17 protein-coding genes and 1 tRNA gene are annotated in these 21,340 nt (G+C 52.2%); 11 read left to right on the top strand and 7 right to left on the bottom strand.

Going from position 1 to position 21,340, the window contains the following annotated elements:
* Positions 1 to 45 precede the first annotated feature (45 nt).
* Positions 46 to 516, top strand: a complete 471-nt coding sequence (locus tag FYZ48_RS21540) for a hypothetical protein (protein ID WP_149344204.1) — start codon at positions 46 to 48, stop codon at positions 514 to 516.
* Positions 517 to 518: 2 nt separating this feature from the next.
* On the opposite strand, the gene FYZ48_RS21545 is transcribed toward FYZ48_RS21540, so the two are convergent.
* The 5 genes from FYZ48_RS21545 to FYZ48_RS21565 all read right to left on the bottom strand — a co-directional run bounded on the left by FYZ48_RS21545 (position 519) and on the right by FYZ48_RS21565 (position 4,399).
* Positions 519 to 1,325 (bottom strand): hypothetical protein, encoded by an 807-nt coding sequence (locus FYZ48_RS21545; protein WP_149344206.1) that lies wholly within the window; start codon positions 1,323 to 1,325, stop codon positions 519 to 521.
* A 46-nt stretch (positions 1,326 to 1,371) separates the two neighbouring features.
* Entirely contained in the window at positions 1,372 to 2,070 is a 699-nt protein-coding gene (locus tag FYZ48_RS21550; RefSeq protein WP_149344208.1) for a hypothetical protein, read from the bottom strand.
* A gap of 137 nt (positions 2,071 to 2,207) precedes the next feature.
* Positions 2,208 to 2,281: transfer RNA gene (locus FYZ48_RS21555), tRNA-Asp, on the bottom strand.
* 268 nt (positions 2,282 to 2,549) lie between these two features.
* Positions 2,550 to 3,749 (bottom strand): pyridoxal-phosphate-dependent aminotransferase family protein, encoded by a 1,200-nt coding sequence (locus FYZ48_RS21560; RefSeq protein ID WP_149344210.1) that lies wholly within the window; start codon positions 3,747 to 3,749, stop codon positions 2,550 to 2,552.
* Positions 3,750 to 3,814: 65 nt separating this feature from the next.
* On the bottom strand, positions 3,815 to 4,399 hold the full coding sequence (locus tag FYZ48_RS21565) for a hydrolase (RefSeq protein WP_149344212.1): 585 nt from the start codon (positions 4,397 to 4,399) through the stop codon (positions 3,815 to 3,817).
* Between the two features lie 151 nt (positions 4,400 to 4,550).
* Between FYZ48_RS21565 and FYZ48_RS21570 the strand changes: the two genes are divergently transcribed.
* Both FYZ48_RS21570 and FYZ48_RS21575 read left to right on the top strand, forming a co-directional pair.
* Positions 4,551 to 5,690, top strand: a complete 1,140-nt coding sequence (locus tag FYZ48_RS21570; protein ID WP_242022731.1) for a formylglycine-generating enzyme family protein — start codon at positions 4,551 to 4,553, stop codon at positions 5,688 to 5,690.
* 183 nt (positions 5,691 to 5,873) lie between these two features.
* Positions 5,874 to 7,571, top strand: a complete 1,698-nt coding sequence (locus tag FYZ48_RS21575; RefSeq protein ID WP_149344214.1) for a 30S ribosomal protein S1 — start codon at positions 5,874 to 5,876, stop codon at positions 7,569 to 7,571.
* A 114-nt stretch (positions 7,572 to 7,685) separates the two neighbouring features.
* Here the strand turns inward: FYZ48_RS21575 and FYZ48_RS21580 are convergent, their stop codons facing one another.
* Positions 7,686 to 8,432, bottom strand: a complete 747-nt coding sequence (locus tag FYZ48_RS21580) for a sugar phosphate isomerase/epimerase family protein (protein ID WP_242022732.1) — start codon at positions 8,430 to 8,432, stop codon at positions 7,686 to 7,688.
* Between the two features lie 409 nt (positions 8,433 to 8,841).
* Here FYZ48_RS21580 and FYZ48_RS21585 point away from each other — a divergent pair, with 409 nt between their 5' ends.
* Together FYZ48_RS21585 and FYZ48_RS21590 are read left to right on the top strand one after the other, a co-directional pair.
* The gene (locus tag FYZ48_RS21585) at positions 8,842 to 9,246 is read left to right on the top strand and encodes a hypothetical protein (protein ID WP_145043247.1); all 405 of its coding nucleotides are present in this window, start codon (positions 8,842 to 8,844) and stop codon (positions 9,244 to 9,246) included.
* Positions 9,247 to 9,433: 187 nt separating this feature from the next.
* Positions 9,434 to 9,943 (top strand): hypothetical protein, encoded by a 510-nt coding sequence (locus FYZ48_RS21590; protein WP_149344218.1) that lies wholly within the window; start codon positions 9,434 to 9,436, stop codon positions 9,941 to 9,943.
* Positions 9,944 to 9,953: 10 nt separating this feature from the next.
* Here FYZ48_RS21590 and FYZ48_RS21595 read toward each other — a convergent pair whose 3' ends face one another.
* Complete coding sequence (locus FYZ48_RS21595; RefSeq protein ID WP_149344220.1) at positions 9,954 to 11,381, bottom strand: sulfatase family protein; 1,428 nt, start codon at positions 11,379 to 11,381, stop codon at positions 9,954 to 9,956.
* A gap of 254 nt (positions 11,382 to 11,635) precedes the next feature.
* On the opposite strand from FYZ48_RS21595, the gene FYZ48_RS21600 reads away from it, so the two are divergent.
* From FYZ48_RS21600 to FYZ48_RS21625, 6 genes are all read left to right on the top strand, one after another.
* The gene (locus tag FYZ48_RS21600; RefSeq protein ID WP_149344222.1) at positions 11,636 to 12,208 is read left to right on the top strand and encodes a MarR family winged helix-turn-helix transcriptional regulator; all 573 of its coding nucleotides are present in this window, start codon (positions 11,636 to 11,638) and stop codon (positions 12,206 to 12,208) included.
* A gap of 67 nt (positions 12,209 to 12,275) precedes the next feature.
* Entirely contained in the window at positions 12,276 to 15,053 is a 2,778-nt protein-coding gene (locus tag FYZ48_RS21605) for a TolC family protein (protein ID WP_149344224.1), read from the top strand.
* The gene (locus tag FYZ48_RS21610; RefSeq protein ID WP_187782150.1) at positions 15,010 to 16,902 is read left to right on the top strand and encodes an efflux RND transporter periplasmic adaptor subunit; all 1,893 of its coding nucleotides are present in this window, start codon (positions 15,010 to 15,012) and stop codon (positions 16,900 to 16,902) included. Before FYZ48_RS21605 ends, FYZ48_RS21610 begins: the two co-directional genes overlap by 44 nt.
* On the top strand, positions 16,899 to 17,612 hold the full coding sequence (locus FYZ48_RS21615) for an ABC transporter ATP-binding protein (RefSeq protein ID WP_145043236.1): 714 nt from the start codon (positions 16,899 to 16,901) through the stop codon (positions 17,610 to 17,612). The genes FYZ48_RS21610 and FYZ48_RS21615 overlap by 4 nt, the downstream gene beginning before the upstream one ends.
* A gap of 46 nt (positions 17,613 to 17,658) precedes the next feature.
* Positions 17,659 to 18,999 (top strand): ABC transporter permease, encoded by a 1,341-nt coding sequence (locus tag FYZ48_RS21620; RefSeq protein WP_149344228.1) that lies wholly within the window; start codon positions 17,659 to 17,661, stop codon positions 18,997 to 18,999.
* A 372-nt stretch (positions 19,000 to 19,371) separates the two neighbouring features.
* Positions 19,372 to 21,294, top strand: a complete 1,923-nt coding sequence (locus FYZ48_RS21625; protein WP_242022733.1) for a thioredoxin-like domain-containing protein — start codon at positions 19,372 to 19,374, stop codon at positions 21,292 to 21,294.
* Positions 21,295 to 21,340: the final 46 nt, after the last annotated feature.

Genomic DNA, 21,340 nt, shown 5'->3' on the forward strand with positions numbered 1-21,340 from the left:
GAGAGCAAATTCAAATCAACGGTTCCAGTATAAAGCAGAGGCGATATGCTTGCCGTGTGTTTAGAAGAATTTTTCAGAACCGGCGTCCTGGGAGAGATTTCACTGGGGATGTCACGCGAGTCTGTTAGCTCTCTGCTGGGACCACCCGATTTGTGGGGACCATCCAATGCGAAAAATGTTGAGACCGCAACGATCTGGAAGTATGGCGACATCGAATTCTATTTCAGCCGGGCGGATCAGCTGTTTCAGATCTTCAGTGATGATTTTGAGATCCCCACGGGCGGAAAGACGCTGCACATCGATCCCTGGGTGATCCACGACAAAATGCTGGCAGACACACTTAAGGCTGCTTTGAACGCAGCTGAGATTCCCTATTCCTTGTGTGATGTACCTGCACTACCCGGAGTGATTGAGATCGTCACTGCAGGTAACGTCCGCGCGATGTGCCGCATTGAACGTGAGCCCGATGACGAGTTTCAGGAACTTGGTTTGCGCAGTTTCTGTCTGCGAGATTGAGATCAGGGACTATCTGTAGAACTTGCATCGAAATCCAGTTCAAATTTTCTGGTAAAACGGGAGTCTTCCGTCAGACATGCCAGGTGCTTTAAGAGTTCGAGACGAGGATCATCTGAGAACGGGGCATCGAGGAGACTCAAGTTGTAAACAATAGTGACGGGTTCGGAACCATCTCCTGAGATAATAGCCATTGCAGCGGGGCATCCATCTCTGATTCGTTGTTCGATCCGAATCGGTTGTTTTCCCCGTTGAATTGATTCTTGAATCAGCTGTCGTAATGTTCCACTCTGATCGGGAGTCAAATCTTTTTCATGAGGAATCACTTCACTCCAGGGGGGATATAGAAGCGTAGAACTGGAACCTCGTGTCTGTGAGCATCTGAATTTTAAAGATCGATCTACATGCTGGGAGAGGCATGCCCAGAAATGAGAACCATGAGGCAGTATGCGCGCCTTTAAGATACATCGGATTTCTCCCGGCTGGAGTTGCTCTTGATAGTATCGGATATACTGGGGGATGTTCCACCGCCCATACCGACGATTCAGTTCGTCAATGAATTCAGAGCCTCTCCATTCAGAGAGAAGCTTTGAAAACGAACCGATTATCAGAGGGATGAGGATAGCTGCCAGAAAGCTGAGAAGTATCCCCGGGAAGATATGAGTAACGATGACGCGGAAAATGAGAAACCAGGAAATGATGATCAGTAGCAATGAGAGGGGAAAACTTAATTGAACGAGCGCTTTCTCAAATGAATTGCGTTCTGCTTTCTTCAATAGTTCTGCGGTAGGTGTGTCTGTCAGTTTTTTCATTTACTGATCCGGTTTGAAGGTTAGCAGGAAGTCGAAGCCACACACTTCATCCTTTCACCAGGCCCAGCGAACGCAATCCTCGTTTGAGAGGCCGTACCCATTGCGAGATGAAGTAATACTTGAGCGCCCCTTTGAGATTGTACCGCCAGACCAGTTCTTCTTCATCCAGGTAATAAGCGTCTGAGTGTTTGACGAGTTGCTCGGCCTGCTTTTTCCGGATTTGAAAATAGCCGGCCACAGGATTGTCAGCCTCGAAAGGTTCGATTGCAATTTCCTCCAGCCGCGCCTGGTGTTTCTGGTACAGGGCCTCGAACTCGTAGTTGGACCAGGTCGACTGTTCCAGCACGCCGGAAATGTCCTGTGCCCCGATCTCGTTGGTGGTAGCCAGTACGCGTCCATCAGTTGACTTAGTGAAGAACCAGATCGCTTTGTTCGGTATATTCAGGATCGTACCACCACTGACGGTGGCGATGGTTGAACAGTCGGGTGTGGTCCAGAAGTCAAAACGCACTTTATACATCTGGGCTTTTCCAAAATGACAGAGGCAGCCATGATCAAAGCCGAGCCGAAAGGCTTCGCTGTTCGCTTTGGTTGCGGCCTGGACCGGGGGATATTCCTGACCCGGATCTGGAAAATAGAAGGGTTGGATCGACTGCTTCTCCCAGAGGCAGACCCCCACGATCATAATGAAAAAGCCACCCAGCAGGATGCCGATCGCGGCCAGCGTTAACAGAAAGTCGTCCATCACCCTCGCTCCCCGGAATGAACCAGTCATTGTTCAGTCAATGTGCAGCAACAGCTTATACCGTTACAGACTGGTATCAAATGAAAAAGGACATCGAATCAATGATTCGATGTCCTTTTACAGTTTTAACCAAAAAGCGAGGCCGACGGGACTTGAACCCGCAACCCCCGGATCGACAGTCCGGTACTCTAACCAATTGAGCTACGGCCCCTTTCAGGTGGTCGGAAATGATAGGCGATCATTTTGGTGATTGCCACTCATTCGACACAAAATTCATGAGAATGTTCGAAAATTTTCTCACAAAACTGAAATGCAAACTTTCTGAGTCAGCTTTCAGTCTCATCTCAATATAACGCGACTTTTGGTGGTCGGCAAGTCTCATGAGAGTCGTATCTTAGGAATCGGAATTCTTACCCGCACGCATCACAAAATCCTGCCGGGAATCGACCAGAATCTGAAAGTTCCAGCCCACCGGAAGGTCAGCCTGTGATAGTTGTGCGGTAAAAATCATTTGCAGCGGCAACGCTGGCCCCGGGGGTCAGCTCGTAACCCGCCTGCAGCAGGCAGAGTTCCAGAGCCGAGAGGAACTGCAGCACGTTCGTATTACAGCTGCTTTCACCCATCAGACCAATCCGCCACGTTTTGCCCTTCATGGGGCCCAGGCCGCCGCCGATCTCAATTCCGAACCACTTGAGCAGTTGACCGCGGATGGTCGCATCGTCGATACCATCCGGAATTTTGACGGCGTTCAGCATCGGTAACTGGTGATCTTCCGCAACGGCGAATTCAACTCCGATCGCCTTCAGACCTGCTTTAAGGGCACAGTGATTGGAGTAATGCCGCGAAAAGCGGTTTTCGAGCCCTTCTTCGAGGACGAGCCGCAGCGCCTGATGCAGTCCGTAATTCATGTTAATCGGTGCAGTATGGTGATAGGCTCGCGAGTCTCCCCAGTAAGAACGCACCATCGACATATCCAGGTACCAGCTGGAGACCTTGGTCTTGCGGGCATCCATGGCGGCGACCGCACGCGAACTGAAGGTTACCGGTGCCAGTCCGGGAGGACAGCCCAGACATTTCTGAGTGCCGCTGTAGGCAGCGTCGATGTTCCATTCATCCACTTTGACCGGCATCCCCCCGAGAGAGGTCACACAGTCAACCAGCAACAGAGCATCGGCTTCATGGACTGCTTCCGAAATCTCTTTCAGTGGCTGAGCAGCTCCCGTGGATGTTTCCGCGTGTACGATTCCCAGTACCTTCGGCTTTTCTTTCTCCAGGACTTCTTTGATCTCCTCGACTGAAAAGACTTCTCCGAACGGGCGTTCGATCTGAACAACTTCAGCTCCAATCCGACCCGCCACATCCGCCATACGTCCGCCGAAGACGCCGTTGGTACAGACCACGATCTTGTCGCCCGCTTCGAGCAGGTTTACCACACAGGCTTCCATCCCGGAGCTGCCGGTCCCGCTGACTGCCAGCGTCAGTTCGTTCCGCGTCTGGAAGATTTCCCGCAGCATGTCCTGCACTTCATCCATGACTTTCAGGAAGTAGGGATCCAGGTGACCCACGGTCGGTGCGCCCAGTGCGGCCAGCACACTGGCAGATACATCACTGGGGCCAGGGCCCATCAGAGTGCGACGGGGAGGATGGACGGGAGGATGCTGGTGATGTTCGATACTCATGATTGGTACTCGTTCAGGTTAAATGGAACGCGGTCAGGTCTCTTAACGACGATACTCCAGGTGACTCATTTTTTTCCAGTCACCAGGCGACTGATCTGTTTAAATTCTTCGGTGCCTGCCACCTCGCACCATTCAAACAGAATTGATTCAGTAGTAGTAATGCTGGCCCCCGAATTCTCCATCCGCTTGAGGGCAATCTCCCAGTCGAGCTGATTCCGACTCGCAACCGCATCGACGGGAATTGTCACGCGATATCCCAGCGCAAGCAGATCAAGGGCCGTCTGCTGCACACAGATATGTGCCTCAATGCCGGTCAGCACGACTTTGGTTCTACTGTCAGACATGTTGGCAGCAGCGCCCCAGCCCAGACACTCACTGGCACTGAAATGGAGTTTTTCCTGCGGAGCAGGCAGCATCTCTGCCAGCTCGGGAACCGTCGGTCCCAGCCCCTTGGGATATTGCTCACTGCAACTTAATGGTATCTCAAACAGCCGGGCTGCCTGGATCAGTTGCTGAATGCGTGCCACCAGTTGATCCCCCTGGGGAATGACGGGCAGCAGTTTTTCCTGAACGTCCACGACGACCAGACGGCATTCCTGATGCGAAAGCAGATCGATACTGCGGGGAAAAGAACGGGCTGATTCTGTCATGAACGGACCTGACTGGCATTAAACAGGCGGTGCAGAAATTGGAAAGCCAGCCGGTCGAAATCCCGACTCCACTTTCGGATCAAGTCCTGCGCTGGTAAAATTCAGAGTTGAAAAGTGTACCCTAACAAAATCCCGATCTGTAGTGAAGCATATGACTCATCAGAAATCGTTCACGTCGATTGTCCCCAGGCAGGTCTGCCTGTCAGTTGTATTGATGCTGCTGTTAAGTGTCAGTTCTCACGTGGTCATCGCCCAGCAGCAACAGCAGCGGAAATTGAAAAAAACATCAGGTGTCGTGGCCAGTTCAGACCTGGGGGAATTTGGGGACGTTCAGATCTTTGAGCGGAGTAAGGTGATCTTACCGCCAAATCTTTCCGGAACGATGCTGGATCGCGTACATCAGGGCTTTGTTCCCGGTAAGAAATCAACTTGGATGCAGGATCGGCTGGCAGAAATCGAACAGGCCCAGAAAGAGAAGGCAAAGCAAGCGGAAGAAGCAGCACACATCCGCTTGTTGAAACAGTTCGTGGATGAACTCGTGTTGATCACACCAGGCAAGGGGAATTTTCCGAAATCTTTCAAGATGGGCTCCGAGAAGGGAGAGCCTTCTGAAAAGCCTGTACATGAAGTGACCTTCACTGAAGATTTCTGGATTTCAAAATACGAAGTTCCTCAGAATCTGTATGAAGCCATCATGGGCCGTAATCCGAGTCGCTGGAAAGGTCCCCGCAATTCCGCGGAAATGTTCGACTGGAAGACCGCCAATGTGTTCTGTGATCAGCTGACACTTCAGCTCCGTAAGCACAGACTGATCAGGAAAGATCAAATGATCCGCCTGCCCACCGAAGCAGAGTGGGAATACTGCTGTCGGGCCGGCACCGACACTGCCTACAGCTTTGGAGATCAGGCTCAAAAACCGGGTGAAATGGGAAAAGAAGCCAGTCTACTCGATCCCTATGCCTGGCATACGGGAAATGCAGCCGGCAATGATCCTCCCGTTGGGGCACTCAAACCAAATCCCTGGGGGCTGTACGACATGCACGGCTATCTCTGGGAGTTCGTTGCCGATCCCTGGCACGATAATTATCAGGATGCACCCACGGATGGCAGTGTGTGGGATACGATGCAAGAGAATCCACACCGCATTGCCCGGGGCGGCGCCTGGACAGATCGCTATGACCGGCTGCGATCCGCTTATCGGGCGAAGATCACACCCGAAACAATCAGTCCTGCACTCGGTTTACGCTGCGTAAAAGCCAGAAATGCAAAAGTGAAAAAATTGGAAAACTAGTCCCTGCGAATTGCAGGGGCACTGCAGCGGTGATACCCTTTTAATTAATTCAGATAGCTGGCAAAGAAGAAAATCGAAGTTTTGCTTCAGGGCAGGTTCCTGCCTGGGTCTGGTCCGGCGGTCCGTATCCATTCGTTTCTGTAATTTTAGAAGTAAGTAATTAGGCGAGAAAGTTGATCTCCCATGAGTTCAGAACAACCTTCAACTGAAGAAATCAAAACCAGCGAAGCGTCTGCAGAAATTCAGGCCTCTTCCGAACAGCAGCAGCCAGCCGAAAGCCAGCCTGCTGAACAGCAGGAAACAGAGTCTGCATCAGCAGAACAGGCTTCCGCTTCAGCAGAACCTGCTGCTGCGGAAAGCGAAGCCGCAAAGCCGGAACGCAAAGTTCAGTTGAATCCAAAAGTGGATCCCGCGCAGTTCAAAGCCATTCCTTCAGCTGGCGCCACACCAAGTGCACCCGTTAAAAAAGACGATGCTGAAGCTCAAGCTGAAGCAGAAGTCGAAGTGACTCAGGAACAGCTCCAGGAAGCAGCCATGATGCAGATTGCAGAATCTGCTAAACCGGTCGATATTCCAGATGACGTCGATGACATCGGCGATGATCTGGAAGCGGAACTGGCAGCAGCCCTCTCTGGTCAGGGAGCACAGGAACTTCCCAAGTCATACAGCGAAGAAGAAGCTGCCGCAGACGCCGCTGCTGAAAAACCAGCCACCACTTCAGGCAGTTCGGAAGAAGGACTGGCGGAAGGCGATCGACTCAAAGGAATTGTGGAATCGATCAACAACGACGATGTCTTCATCGATCTGGGAAGTCGGGCACTCGGAACTCCCGGCATTGTTCCCCTGCGACAGTTCGGCGATAAAACCCCCGAAATCGGACAGGAAGTCGAAGTCAAAGTTACCACAGTCAAAGAGGCTGAAGGTCTGATTCAACTCTCCCTGCCCCGCGGACATCACAAACCCGCCGGAGACTGGGATGCTGTCGCCGTCGGACAGGTGGTGGAATGCGTCGTCAACAAATCGAACAAAGGCGGCCTGGAAGTCAACGTCGGCAGTCTGCGAGGATTTCTGCCCGCCAGCCAGGCCGATCTGTATTTCGTGGGCGACCTCGAACCGTTTGTCGGTCAGAAGCTGACCGTGCAGATCACCGAAGTGAATCCCAAGAAACGCAACCTGGTGGTCAGTCGTCGCAAGTATCTCGAATCAGAACGCGAAGAAATCCAGAAGGAACTCTGGGAAAAACTGGCCGTTGGTCAGGAACTGACTGGAACCGTGAAGAATATCAAGGACTACGGTGCCTTCGTCGATCTGGGGGGCATCGATGGCTTCCTGCACATCGGCGAGATCAGCTGGAACCGCATCAAGCATCCCAAAGATGCGCTCAGCGAAATGCAGAAGATCAATGTCAAGATCCTCAAAATTGATAAGGAAAAGAACCGCATCAGTCTGGGCATGAAACAGCTGCAGCAGGATCCCTGGCAACTGGCCGAAGATCGCTACGCCACCGGTTCTACAGTTACCGGTAAAGTAACACGTACGACAGATTTTGGTGCTTTCATTGAGCTGGAACCGGGACTCGAAGGGCTCGTTCACATCAGTGAGCTCGACCATCGTCGGGTCAAACGCGTTACCGAAGTGCTGACGACAGGCCAGGAGACGTCCGCGAAAGTTCTGGAAGTCGATCCGAACCGTAAGCGAATCAGCCTTTCACTGAAAGCGTTGACCGAGAAACCGGAAGACGCGGTCGCAGCTCAGGAAGAGGAATCTCAACCTGCATACGAGCGGAAACGCAAAGGTCCGCTACTCGGAGGCAACGCCGATGATACCAGTTCTGGTTCAGGCGGTGGTGGCCTGTTCGGAAATCCGGATGACTATAAATAAGTCATTCTTTCAAGCGTAAAACAAATGAAAACGCCGTCTGTTCTTTAATCGAACAGACGGCGTTTTTTATTTCAAATGACTTCAACTCGCTTTGAAGCGTTGAGTTGATTCAGCTCAGATCACGACTGATTCGAGCAACATTCGCAGTTTCCGAAGTTCCAGAGCACGGTCCACACCATTCAGGAGTGAGGGCAGCAGTTCTACCGACAGGAACTGATGATAGTTTTGACGCTCCAGCATGCTGATCATTCTGCTGTAGTCAATTTCTCCCAGTCCCACCGGGACCTGTACCTGATCGCTGGTGGAATCCCGCAGATGCACATGGCAGACATAAGGGAACACCATATCATAGGATGTATTGCTATAGGGACCGCAGGTGTAATAGCTGGGGTCCAGGGTCAATCCCAGGCCTTTGACGGACTGACAGAGTTCTGTTGCAGTGCGCGGGTCTTCTGTAAGTTGACCGGTTTTGGTTTTGATTGACAGTCTGATACCGTCACGACTGGCGATCTTCAACAGCGCTTTCAGACGATCGATTTCCGAATTGAAAGGCGTCCCCAGCGGAGAAGCAGGGATCGTGATCTGTGCGATCCGCAGTTGTTTGGCGGCTTTGCACAACGACTGGAAGGCCGTCGGTTCGATATCGTTTTCCAGACAGAAGGCGATTGGCGTTAAGCGGGTCGCTTCCCGGAAACGTGAATAAAAATCCTCTGGCGATCGAGAGACCTCTGATGGTTTCAGGTGATCACTCTCTTCGTCCATCCAGATCTCGATCTTATCGTATTCCAGATCCGTCAGTCGTTCACAACTGACTTCAAACGATTCATCTGAAAAACAACGTGATGATGCAGCTACAAACACGCCGAACACTCCCTTGTTGGCAAAGAACAAAGCGAAATGAGCACTCCGTCACTGACGATGGTCTTGCCTGAAAACTCAAACTTGTAAATGACCCAGACTCTCTATCTTCCATAGGGGCTGATAGAGAGTAGGAAACTGTGATAATTTATCCCGGTTTTGACGATTCTGCAAGGTCGATCAGATTTGAATATTACACTGGTTTTCCAATTCTTGGGGATTTTAACTATTGTTTGGTGCACGCTGGCCGATAAAAGAAGTAAGTCATTTGCTGGCGCATATCCTGTATCTCTCTCTCAGGTCGCCGGCAGCAGCTTTCGCAGCAGGTAACAAATTGATCATAGACTGAGTGAAAATTGAGTTTCGCTCAAAACAGGAAACCAGGGGGGAAAGGAAGCCAATGAAGCCTCACATGTTATGTAAAATGGCCGCTTGTCTGATTCTGCCACTGTTTGTGGGATGTTCGAATAGTCAGGTCATTCGGGGTCAGTCGGCTGATGGAGAATTCCTGATGCAGCAGCAGGCTCAAATGATGCAGCATCAACAGGCAATGCACCAGCAGTACGCCGGCCAGCAGGCTCCAATTCAGCAGATGGGACATCGTCGGCATGGTGGATACTGCCCTCCCGGCTACGGTAATGGCGGCTGGAAAACCGGTCACAAAAATACCTACCATTACAACAAACGCCCTAAACATTACCAGACCTATAAGTACGTTCCGCCCGCGGCTGTCTATCCTCAGCAGAATCAGCCCCTGGGAATCGTCCAGTATCCTTACTACACCCACAAAGGACCGGATGACTTCTTCCTGAAATAAAAACAGGCTGAACGAAAACCAGATTCATCAGAGCTGATCGAGTGCAAACCCGGTCAGCTCTTTTGCATTTCAGGGGAAATTGGGAATGAACCAGTTTGACGTTTTGGGATATAATCTGTCTGACGCAGGCTGACTGCTGCATGGAAATGTGAATCCCGGTAACACCAGATTGTGAACAGCTCCGCATATGAATACTGAGAAACCCCAGAGTGCTGATGTCGTAAGAGCAATTGAATCACTGGCCCCGGATGATTACGGCCGGATGACAATCCCCTGTGAGGTTGACGAAGAACTCCACGAACAGATCAAACTGGCCCTGATCTGTGAACCCCGCACCAAACTGCTGCTGAACCAGTTCGGTTTTGACAGCCTCCTGCGGTTTATCGAACGCAAGTCCTCTGAATGTCTGCGCGATCCTGAATTCGAACATTGTCGGCAGGCTGCACAGGCGCTGGAAGTTCTCCTGTTTCAGCCGGACTACGACGAACATGTGGTCGAAGTAGCCCTGGCACTGATTCAGGATTCCTATCAGCGACTGGAACCACCCCGCGCGGGGTTTGAGCCGGGCGAACTGCCCCTGTTCTGTGCCGCCTGGGATCGTCTGGGATCACAGCCGCATAGCGAAAATCACAGCGCGGAACACCATTTTCGGGTTGGCGAAGACCAGGATGGACCGCGGTATATCTGCTACTGGTAAGCCGGGCCGCTCACTTTTGAGTGAGCGGAATTTCCAGCTGTGAAGGCACCGGTTTCACCGTTTTGCGATGCTTCTCCGCAGCCGCTTTCAGTTGTTTGATGACCTCGGGATGATCCTTGGCGACGTCGTACTTTTCGGAAGGATCATGCTCCAGGTGGTACAGTACCGGCGGATCATGTTCCTTAAATGGTTCCCGGCCGTAAGCGGGTTTGGTGATGAAATGTGCTTTCCACGGTCCTTTGCGGATCGCCATCAGTTTTGTGCCGCGATAATAAACCATTTCATCGCGCGGGCCGGGACCGCTCTGCGTCAGAACCGGAGTGAGGTCGACACCATCAACAACGCGATCTGTGGGGACAGTACCACCTGCAAGCTTGATTGAGGTCGTGAAGATGTCCATCGTGCTCCCCTGCTCCTGGGAGACCGTTCCCGCAGGAATATGACCGGGCCACCAGGCCAGTGTCGGCTCACGCATGCCCCCTTCCCAGGTGCTCCCTTTACCATCACGTAACAGGCCGGCTGAGCCTCCCTGTGCGTCAAAAATAAGCCACGGACCGTTGTCGCTGGAAAACCAGACGATCGTATTCTGGTCCAGTCCCTCATTGCGCAATGTCTGCAGCACCTGACCGACGCTCCAGTCAATCTCCTCAATGACATCACCATACAGGCCCCGTAGACTTTTATCCGCAAAATCAGTAGAGCGGAATAGCGGCACATGCGGCATATTGTGGGCCAGGTACAGGAAGAAAGGCTGCTTCTGATCCTGTTTGATAAACTTGATCGCTTCTTCGGTATAGCGTTTGGTGATCGTGGTCTGATCGGCGGGTTGTTCCACGATATCGGTGTCCCGCATCAGGGGGACGTTCCAGTATTTGACCTTCGGATCGAGGAAGATCTTTCGACCCATCTTACGATCAGCGACCCGGTCCATATCGTTCGAATAGGGGATGCCGAAATAGCTGTCAAATCCATTGCTGGTCGGCAGGAATTGAGGCAGATGACCCAGGTGCCATTTACCGACACACGCCGTGCGATAGCCGGCTGATTTCATTGCTTCTGCCAGTGTGACTTCACTGGCCGGAATACCGCCTCCTGAATCGGGAAACAGCACACGGCGTTTATCACTGCACATCCCTGAACGAATGGGATAGCGCCCCGTTAATAAAGCGGCTCGACTGGGAGTACATACCGGAGCGGCAGAATAAAACTGGGTGAATTTCATTCCCTCCTCCGCCATCTGATCCAGATGAGGAGTTTTAATTGTAGGGTGCCCGAAGCAGGCCAGGTCCCCATATCCCAGGTCATCCGCATAGATCACAACCACATTCGGCTTTGATTCTGCATAAGCAGCATTGATTTGCATGAATGCGGCGAGCAGGGCAAATAGGGGGAATGAAAAGATAGGGTTCATTCGACGACTGAGTGCGCTTCGTGTCATGTAACTGGCTCTCCCGGAAGGGGTTTTGTATGCAAAGTGTAGTAGCGGAATTACTCGATTGTTCACTCCTGAGAGGGAAAGTGCAACCAGAAATCGGGCATTACTTATGTAAAACTTTGCGGGTTATGCCGATAACTCCTTCAGATACTAATACTTCATGTCCGAAATATGAAGAAGGGGCTTCGCGCCTCCCGGTGGAAAATAGCTACAGGCTCACTCATCAGACGCATATACAGAATTGAGGCTGACTCGATATGGAACAGGATCACCAACCAGCGACCATCTCTCCTGCAAGCGGAAAAGACTGGAGATCACTGCAGCACCAGGAATTTGTCGAACAGGTCGATCTTTTGATTCGCACCGCTCACATGATCCGCACGGCATTGAATAACAGTTTTGCCCACCTGGAGATTAACGAAGTCCGGTATGCTGCCTTGAAGGTGATTGACGCCATTCGTGAATCCGGCTGCTCGCAGTCGGAACTGGCACGCAAGCTGGGCCAGTCTGAATCCAACATCTGCACACTGATCGAGCGGATGGAAAGTGATCAACTGGTTGTACGCCGACAGTCTCAACAGGATCGTCGAAAACGGGTCCTGCAGGTGACAGAAGCAGGCTACCTGATTCTGGAACGTGTCAAAGAGTACCACGGCAACGTTTCGCAACGTCTGCTGGCCGCTTTATCTCCGGATCAGCGGCGTCAATTAACCGGGATGCTGCAGACATTACTCAAAGCAGCCCAGGTTCAACGTTCGCAACGGGAAACAGTACGTACCGTTGCCGACTCCCCTGCCCCTTATGCCTTACGTGATATTCCTGCCGCCTGAATGGAAAGAGGATCTTTCCTGTCAGGACCACGGCTTTTGATAAACTCAGTGTCATGGATGCTCTTAAATGAGTCGCGCAAAATTCAATCCCCAATGTGAATCACTCAGAACAGCCCTGGCGGTGGCGCTACTGGCGGGTCTGTCCCTGATTCAGGTCGGCTGCTCACCCACGTTCTGGGCTGATCAGGCCAATGCGGATTCGTATGAAATTCTGGCAGAAAAAGCCGACGACCCAGCCTGGGAAGTTCCCCGCTATGACGTCGAGCCCGATCCGCGCAGTCGTTTCTATGATCCTTACGATCCCAATCACGAACCGCTGCCTCCCGATGACCCTGCTGCTAATGTTTACATGCACTGGTTACAGTGTAAAAAGGGTTACAAAAGCTGGCACAAATTTGGTCGCGCACTCAGTATCGAAAACCCGGACTGGCTCGTGCAGTACGGTATCTCTCCTGAATTAAGTGCAGAAATGGCAGCAGCCGGGAATTCGCTGCCCGGTACCGAACTGCCTGCGCTCGAAGAAGTCACGCTGCAGGAAGCCATCGACATCGCGAACATTAACAGTCGCGAATATCAGTTCCAGATTGAAAACCTCTTCCTGTCGGCTCTCGATCTGACATTCGGGCGATTCCAGTTTGACGTGAAGTATCTGGGAGTCGGAGGACAGAATCCACAGGTCGATCTCAATCGGCGTCGCCTGTCTAACGGAACGCAGGAACTGGACCTCTCCAGTCGCATGGGCGTGAACCAGGTACTGCCCAGTGGTGCCCAGTGGGCAGTCGAACTGGCAAACAATACGCTCTGGCTGTTCTCTGGATCGAATCAGACCACTTCCGTGAGTGTGCTTTCATACTCGCTCGTTCAGCCGCTGTTGCTGGGAGCGGGAAGAAAGGTGGTCCTCAACAATCTAACCCAGGATGAACGTAACGTGCTCTATCAGACACGTACCCTGGCTCGCTTCCGTAAAATTTTCTTCACCGATACCGTGGGTGGCGGCAATGGCTTCCTGCAATTGCTGCAACAGTTGCAGGTGATCTATAACGAACGCGGTAACATCAAGCGACTCGAACGCCAGGTGGAAATTCTTCGCGCTCTGTCATCACAGAAACCCAAAGTGCAGCAGGAACGTCTGGAAGAGCTGCCTGAGAACTGGATCATTCCTCCGGCACTCGTTGAGAAGATGGAATACGATGATGAAAGTCGGATGCTTTCCTGGAAAGGCGAGATGAGTGCTGAAGAAGAAAAAATGCTGCTGGCACTCAGTGATGCAGATGCTTACCAGGCAACCGTCAATGAACTCATCTCACGCATTCGAACCGAAGTCGTCACGCTGGATGTCGCTCAGCTGGAAACACGGTTGGCACAATCGGTCAACCGTCTGCGTTCCATCGAACGTCAGTTCCAGGACTCACTGGGCAGCTTCAAAATCTTCATGGGACTGCCCCCCGATATGCCGATGAGCATCGACGAATCGCTGCTGAAACCATTCCAGTTGATCGATCCTCTCCTGCCGGAAATTGAACAGGAAATTTACGACTACGTAGCGGTCTGGGCAGAAGTCTATGTCGAAGACTGGGAAGATCCCAATTTAGTTCCTCCCACAACAGCGGACATGCTGAAAGTTGTCGATGGCCTGGAAAAGCTGATTAAAAAACTGCAGACGGACGCGCTGGTAACCCTCGAACAGGATATCGAGAACATTGACATGCTGCTCGGGCAAAATACTGAGGGTGTACCTGAAGACATTCTGGCCCTGCGAAAACGTCGCTTCGAGACCAATGAAGACCGGGAGCGGGTCCGCCAGAGCTCCGCGAATGATATACGCTTGTATTCAGGAGTGCGGAAAGAGATCCGGGAACTGCAGAGTCGCCTGGATGGTCTGAGAGGCTTTCTGAGTGAAGATAATCTTTCGAATGACCAGAAAAAGAAAATAATTCTGGAAATGGCTAACCTGCGGGAAGACATGCTCAGAATTTCACAGGGCTTGCAGGTAATCGAGATTGGACTGCGTGTGGAACTCATTACACTGGAACCATTTAACATGGATATCACCGAAGCGGTTCGCATCGGTCTGGATAACCGTCTCGACCTGATGAATGAGCGTGCTTTCGTGATGGATACCAGAAGATTGATGGAAGTGCGGTCTAATGAGCTCGAAGCGGTGTTAAATGTTGTAGTCGATGGAGACGTAAGTACTCCGCTCGGTAAAAACCGGCCTCTGGACTTCCGCGGTAGTCAGGCCAGTTTGCGGGCGGGGGTTGAATTTACGGCTCCATTGTCATTAGTACAGCAGAGAAATGCCTATCGGGAATCTCAAATCAATTACCAGCGACAACGTCGTGCCTTTATGGAGGCCCAGGATAACATCAAGTTTGACATCAGACGCAGCTGGCGACAGCTGAACGTGTTGCGTCAGAACTTCGAAACATCTCGGGTCCAGATCCGCCTGGCTGCCTTACAGTATGACAGTGCGGTGGAGGCCACTTCTGACCCTGCTCAGGCGGGGCGAAATCAGGGGTTAAACCTGTTAAATGCGTTATCATCGGTACTCGATGCACAAAACAGTTTAATCAGTAACTGGGTAAATTATGAACAAAACCGACTTAACATCTATCGAGATATGGGTATTATGGAGATAGATGCCAATGGCATTTGGGAAGATGATTTCTATCAACACCGCGCGGGAACGATAAGACCTACCAATGAGCACCGCCAACTCCCCCCAGAACCAACAAACTCAACAGGAATCACTGGAACAGAAGACATCCAACCAGTCGTCTTCCGACCAGCAGCAGAACTCAATGCACTCTCCACAGAAAACAAAACGACAGCGCAAGCTCCCTAAAAAGGGAACGCTTTTCCTCCTGACAATCCTGATCGCGGGAGCGGTAGTACTTTTGGTACCTGCAGTCCGCAGACCACTGTTCTCTGCCTTTTCCAGCGGACAGAAAAAGAACACCACGTATATCACCGATCAGGCGACACGCGGTGCATTCCGTGTGTCGGTTACGGAACGCGGTCAGCTCGACAGTCTGAATAACGTGACCCTGTCCAGTAAAGTCAAAGGCTTCACAACCATCATCAGCATTGTTCCGGAAGGCACAATGGTCAAAGCCGGTGAACTGGTCTGTGAACTCGATTCATCCACGCTGGTCGACAAGGAAAAACAGCAGCAGATTCAGGTGACACAGGCCGAGGCGGAACTCAAACAGGCCGATGAAAACGTCGAGATTCAGAAAACACAAAATGAGAGCGATGCATCTGCCGCCCAGCTGGAGTTGACCCTCGCAGAACTGGACCTGGAAAAGTTCCTGCAGGGGGAGTCACAACGTGACCTGAACCTCAAAGAAGGGGCCGTCACAAAAGCCCAGGAAGATCTGCAGCGGGCCGAAGAGAACTTCGAGTTCTCGAAACGTATTGCGAAAAAAGGCTACAAGAACCAGAACGACGTGGAAGCTGACCGCATCACGGTAGTCAAAGCCGAGATCGATCTGGAGATTGCCAAAGAAGATCTCAAGGTAGAACGGGAATACGTTCAGAAGCGAACCGAAACCGAACTTAGAGCCAACGTCAAAGAGAAAGAACGTAACCTCGATCGTGTGAAACGCCAGGGGATCGCCGCCCTTGCTCAGCTCGATGCCCGGCTTAAAGCCAGTCAGCTGACTTTTGAAGTCGAACGCAGTGAACTGGACCGGATTCGCGAACAGATCGAGGCCTGCAAAATGATCGCTCCTCAAAACGGTCAGGTTGTTTACGCGAATCAGAACAGCGGCCGCCGCGGTAGCGGTGAAGACGTTATCGAAGAGGGGACGGAAGTCCGCGAGCGTCAGGCAATCATTCAACTGCCTGACTTCTCCAAGATGAAAGTCGACGCCCGGATTCACGAATCAAAGATCAGCATGATCGAAGAAGGTCAGGATGTCGATATCCGCGTGGATGCCTTCCCCGAACAACGTTATGCAGGCACTGTAGATCAGGTCTCTTCCGTGCCGATCTCCTCCAACTGGATGCGTCCCGACCTCAAAGAATATAAAGCTACCATTAAAATCGTTCCCAATGGTGCCGACATTTCTAAACTCAAACCGGGCCTCACAGCAGAAATTGAAATCCGTATTGAAGAGCGGGATAACGTGCTGCAGGTTCCCGTACAGTCGGTCATCACAATCGGCGAACAGCGTTATATATTCGTCCTGACCCCTGGTAACACTCCTGTCCGACGCGAGATTCTGATCGGCCAGGCCAGTGATACCATGATTGAAGTGAAGGACGGCGTGGCTGCCGGCGAGGAAGTGATTCTCAATCCGCGAACCCACTTCGCAGATGAGTTGATCGAACTCGAAGAAAAACTGGCAATGGAAAAGAAGAAGGCACAGAAAGAAGGCGGCGCCTCTGGGGCTGCTGCAGCCGGTGCGGGTAAAGGTCCCGCTGCCGGAAAATCGCCAGGTGCTGCAGGAGCCAGCAAGAAACCAGCCGGCGGTGGTCAAGCCAGTGGTGGTTTCCTGAAACGCTTCGACAAAGACTCAGACGGAAAAGTGTCGAAAGAAGAAGCCCCTGATCGTCTTAAGGAAAGCTTTGACTCACTTGATACCAACAAGGATGGTTTCATAGATGCCGGCGAGGCCAGCAAGCTGCGTCCCCCCTCTGGTGGTGGCGGAGGTGGTGGACCTCGACCCGGGGGAGATCAGCGATCATGAGGCTGGCTGCTCAAGTTGTCGACCTCACCAAGTTTTATGATCTGGGCTCCGTGGTGGTGAAAGCGTTAAGAGGAGTCTCGACCGATTTTCCCGAGGGTGACTTCGTCGCCATTATGGGATCCTCGGGGAGTGGCAAAAGTACGCTGCTCAACCTGCTCGGTGCACTCGACCGACCTACCAGCGGACAGTACTTCCTGGGTGGACGCGATGTCTCCACTCTGGATGACGATGAACTCTCGCTGATGCGCAACGACATGATCGGCTTCATCTTCCAGTCCTTCAACCTGATCGCTCAGTATACGGTGCTGGAAAATATCGAAGTCCCCCTGCTCTACCGGGCCGGTTATCCCGCCATCGGACGCGAAGAACGCGAATGGTGCACCGAACTCGCCCGCATGGTCGGGCTGGGAGATCGTCTCGATCACCGACCCTTCCAGCTCTCCGGGGGGCAGCAGCAGCGTGTTTCGATCGCCCGGGCGCTTGTGAATGACCCACAGATTATTCTCGCTGACGAACCCACGGGTAACCTGGATTCCGCTACCGAAGAGGAAATCATGGAGATTCTCCATAATCTGAATGGCCAGGGACGTACCATTATTATGGTGACTCACGAACCCGCAGTCGCCAGGCAGGCCAAACGGCAGATCATGATGAAGGATGGTCTCATCGAAAGCGAGACCATTCAGGAACCCGTATTCTCGACCCACTAATCCCACATACCTTCTACATCGTTTCAAATTACTTCAGGCCGCTCGCATGACCCGTATCATTCGCATTGTCAGACTCGCTATGAAAAGCCTGCTGCTGCATAAGCTGCGGTCCGGCCTGACCATGCTCGGGATTGTGTTCGGCGTCTTCTCTGTGATCGCCATGCTGGCCATTGGAGAAGGTGCCAGCGCCCAGGCGCAGAAACAGGTACTCGAACTGGGGGCAACCAACGTCATCGTCCGTAGTATCAAACCACCGGACGAAGTCGCACAGACATCCAGCAGCGCCCGCGTTCTGCAATATGGTCTGTTACGCTCTGATTACAAAGTTTTGACGGAAACCCTGCCCACGATTGTCAACGCAGCTCCCATCCGGGAAGTCGATCGGGAGGTTCGTTTCCTCAAAGAAGCCATGAATGCCCGCGTCGTGGGTTGTACCGCCGAGTACATGGGGATGAATCACCTTGATCTGGCTGCAGGCCGTTTTCTCACCGCCAGTGATCAGAACAAACTACTCAACGTCGCCGTGGTTGCCAACGAAGTTGCTAACAAACTCTTCAAGTTTGAAAACCCGCTCGGGCAATCGATTCGCATCGGTCCCATGTTCTACACCGTTGTGGGAGTGACGAAAGACCGTACCGCTTCCGCAGCCATCGGCGGCAGCCTCTCCGGGCAGGACTACAACAAAGACGTCTACATCCCTATCAAAACGCTGCAGGCACGTGAAGGCGACCTCGATATCAAACGGCAGGCAGGCAGTATGACGGCCGAGCATATCGAATTGAATCAGATCACCCTGCGTGTAAATGACAAAGACACGGTTCTCCCCACCGCGCAGGCAATTCGGGAAACGCTGGAGCAGTCACATCCCCGCAATAAAGATTACGCGGTTGTCGTACCGCTGGAACTGCTCAAGCAGGCAGAACAGATCCGTATGATTTTTAACGTCGTGCTCGGGTCCATTGCCGCCATCAGTCTGGTGGTGGGCGGCATCGGTATTATGAATATCATGCTGGCCACCGTGACCGAACGCACCCGTGAAATTGGTGTCCGCCGCGCACTGGGAGCCCGTCAACGGGACATTGTCGAACAGTTCCTCACCGAGACGATCGTACTCGCAGGATCAGGCGGCCTCATTGGCGTCGCATTTGGTCTGCTGACCCCCGTCACCTTCCTGGGCATCCAGTGGTTCGTGCAGAACTTCGTGATGGAAGGGGGTACTGCAGGTTCGGATGTGGGCCGCATGTTCTTCGACCTGCAGCCACAGATCGCCTTCTGGAGTCTGCCGGTTGCCTTTGGTATTTCGGTGACCATTGGAATTCTCTCCGGAATTTACCCCGCGATCTCCGCTGCCAAACTCGACCCGATCGAAGCACTCCGTCACGAGTAATTCGATCGTCCTGGTCGCAACATAATCCGTGTCAGTGGGTTATGATCAATAAGTGAATCTGGATTGGTCCGTGAAATTTGTGAGCTGGGCTGTTCCCCTCCCTGTCTGGGTCTCTACAATAAGAGAGTGCGCCTCGCGCAAGCTGACATCAGAATTGATAGACCCACCTCATAGACGCCAACCTAAACAGGAGAATCAGGCATGCCAGGAAAGCAGGCTTTTCTGAAACAATTCTACCTCCTCACCGTACTTCTTGTAGCATGGATGACTGTCTGCGGATCAGGATTGTCAGCAGTCCACGCAGATGAGAAGTCGCCCACCCCATCAAAAAAGCAGACAGAAGAAAAAACAGATACAGAGTCCGGGCCGGTAATGAAAAATCCGTTCCCGAATCGTCCGCCGGCACCCAGCCTCGACGGTGGTACGGAATGGTTAAATTCTGCTGGTGAGATCACCCTCAAAGACCTGCGGGGAAAAGTCGTACTCATCGACTTCTGGACCTACTGCTGTATCAACTGCATGCACGTACTGCCCGACCTGGCTTACCTGGAAAAGAAATATCCAAACGAACTGGTCGTTATCGGCTGTCATTCTGCAAAATTCGATAACGAAAAAGAGACCGATAACATCCGCCGGGCCATTCAGCGTTATGAAATCAAGCATCCCGTGATCAATGATTCCAATATGACCGTCTGGCGCAAGTACGGTGTACGTGCCTGGCCTTCGATGGTACTCATCGATCCGGAAGGTAATTACTGCGGTCACATTTCAGGAGAAGGTAATCGCGAACTGCTCGACAAAGTTCTGGAGCAGGTCATAGCCTATCATCGTGCCAAGGGAACGCTCGATGAAACTCCCGTGCATTTCGAACTGGAATCGGCCAAGCTGAAACCGACGCCTCTGAAATTTCCAGGCAAACTGCTGGCTGACGAAGCGCACAACAGACTCTTCATCTCAGACAGTAATCACAACCGCATTGTCGTGTCCTCTCTCGATGGGAAACTGCTGGATGTGATCGGTTCCGGCCAGATCGGCAATAAAGACGGTGATTATAAAACCGCAGCCTTTGATCATCCCCAGGGCATGGCACTGATCGGCAATACTCTCTATGTTGCCGATACCGAAAATCACCTGATTCGCAAAATTGATCTCGATCAAAAACAGGTATCGACTCTGGCGGGCACCGGGGAACAGGCTCGTACCCGTAAGCCCGGTGGCAAACTGCGAACGACCGCACTCAACAGTCCCTGGGCACTGGCCGAGATTGATGGCACGCTCTATATCTGTATGGCGGGCCCACATCAGATCTGGTCGCACAAACTCGGCTCAGATGAAATCGGCGTCTACGCCGGCTCCGGTCGAGAAGATATCACCAACGGCCCTCTCGATACGTCCGCTTTTGCACAGACATCAGGTATCGCCGTTGATGGAGACATCTTCTATGTCGTCGACAGTGAAGGCTCTGCAGTACGCAAAGTGGACACAAAGCAGGGAACCGTCAGTACCATCGCCGGAACTTCCGATCTGGAACGTGGTCGTTCCCTGTTTGAGTTCGGAGACAAGGATGGCATCGGCGATAAGGCCCGTCTGCAGCATCCCCTGGGAGTTCTGTTCGATAACGGTCGCTTGTTTATCGCAGATACTTACAATCACAAATTGAAGACCATCGATCTTAAAACGAACGAAGTCAAAACGTTTCTGGGAACCGGCAAAGATGGCAAGAGTCTGAAGCCTGCCGAATTTTCTGAGCCATCAGGCCTGGCTAAAGTCGGAAACCGTCTGTTCGTTGCAGATACCAACAATCACCGGATCTGTGTTGTCAATCTTGATAATGATCAAGTCAGTGAATTCAAAGTGCAGGGACTGACGCCTCCGGAATTACCGAAGACTTCTGGAGACAGCTTTGCAGCCACATCGGCAGCTGCGCTGAACGCCTCTGCACAAACCGTTGCGGCAGGAAAGCCCATCAAGGTGACTGTTACTCCCCAACTCCCCACAGACTATAAGCTTTCGCCATTGGCCCCTATTAAGTTTTCCTTGAAAGCGGCAGATGCCTCCGGAGAAACAGTCGCTACAGGGAAGGGGACCGTCAAAGGAGATCAACTGGTTCTGGAACTTCCGGCTCTGGATGCTGCCTCTGGAACTTATCTATTGAATCTGCGCTTCGGCTACTGTCGCGATGGCGTAGGGGGCTTATGCAAACAGCATTCGACGCAGTGGAAGCTTCCGCTGCAGATACAGCAGGCAGGTAAAAACAGCCAGATCAGTCTCTCGCTGGATCTCTCCCAGGATTAATGATCTGCAATTTTAAGTGACGACTGATAACGGTTGCTGAGCCTGC

Origin of the sequence: Gimesia chilikensis (assembly GCF_008329715.1) — a bacterium.
GTDB lineage: Bacteria > Planctomycetota > Planctomycetia > Planctomycetales > Planctomycetaceae > Gimesia > Gimesia chilikensis.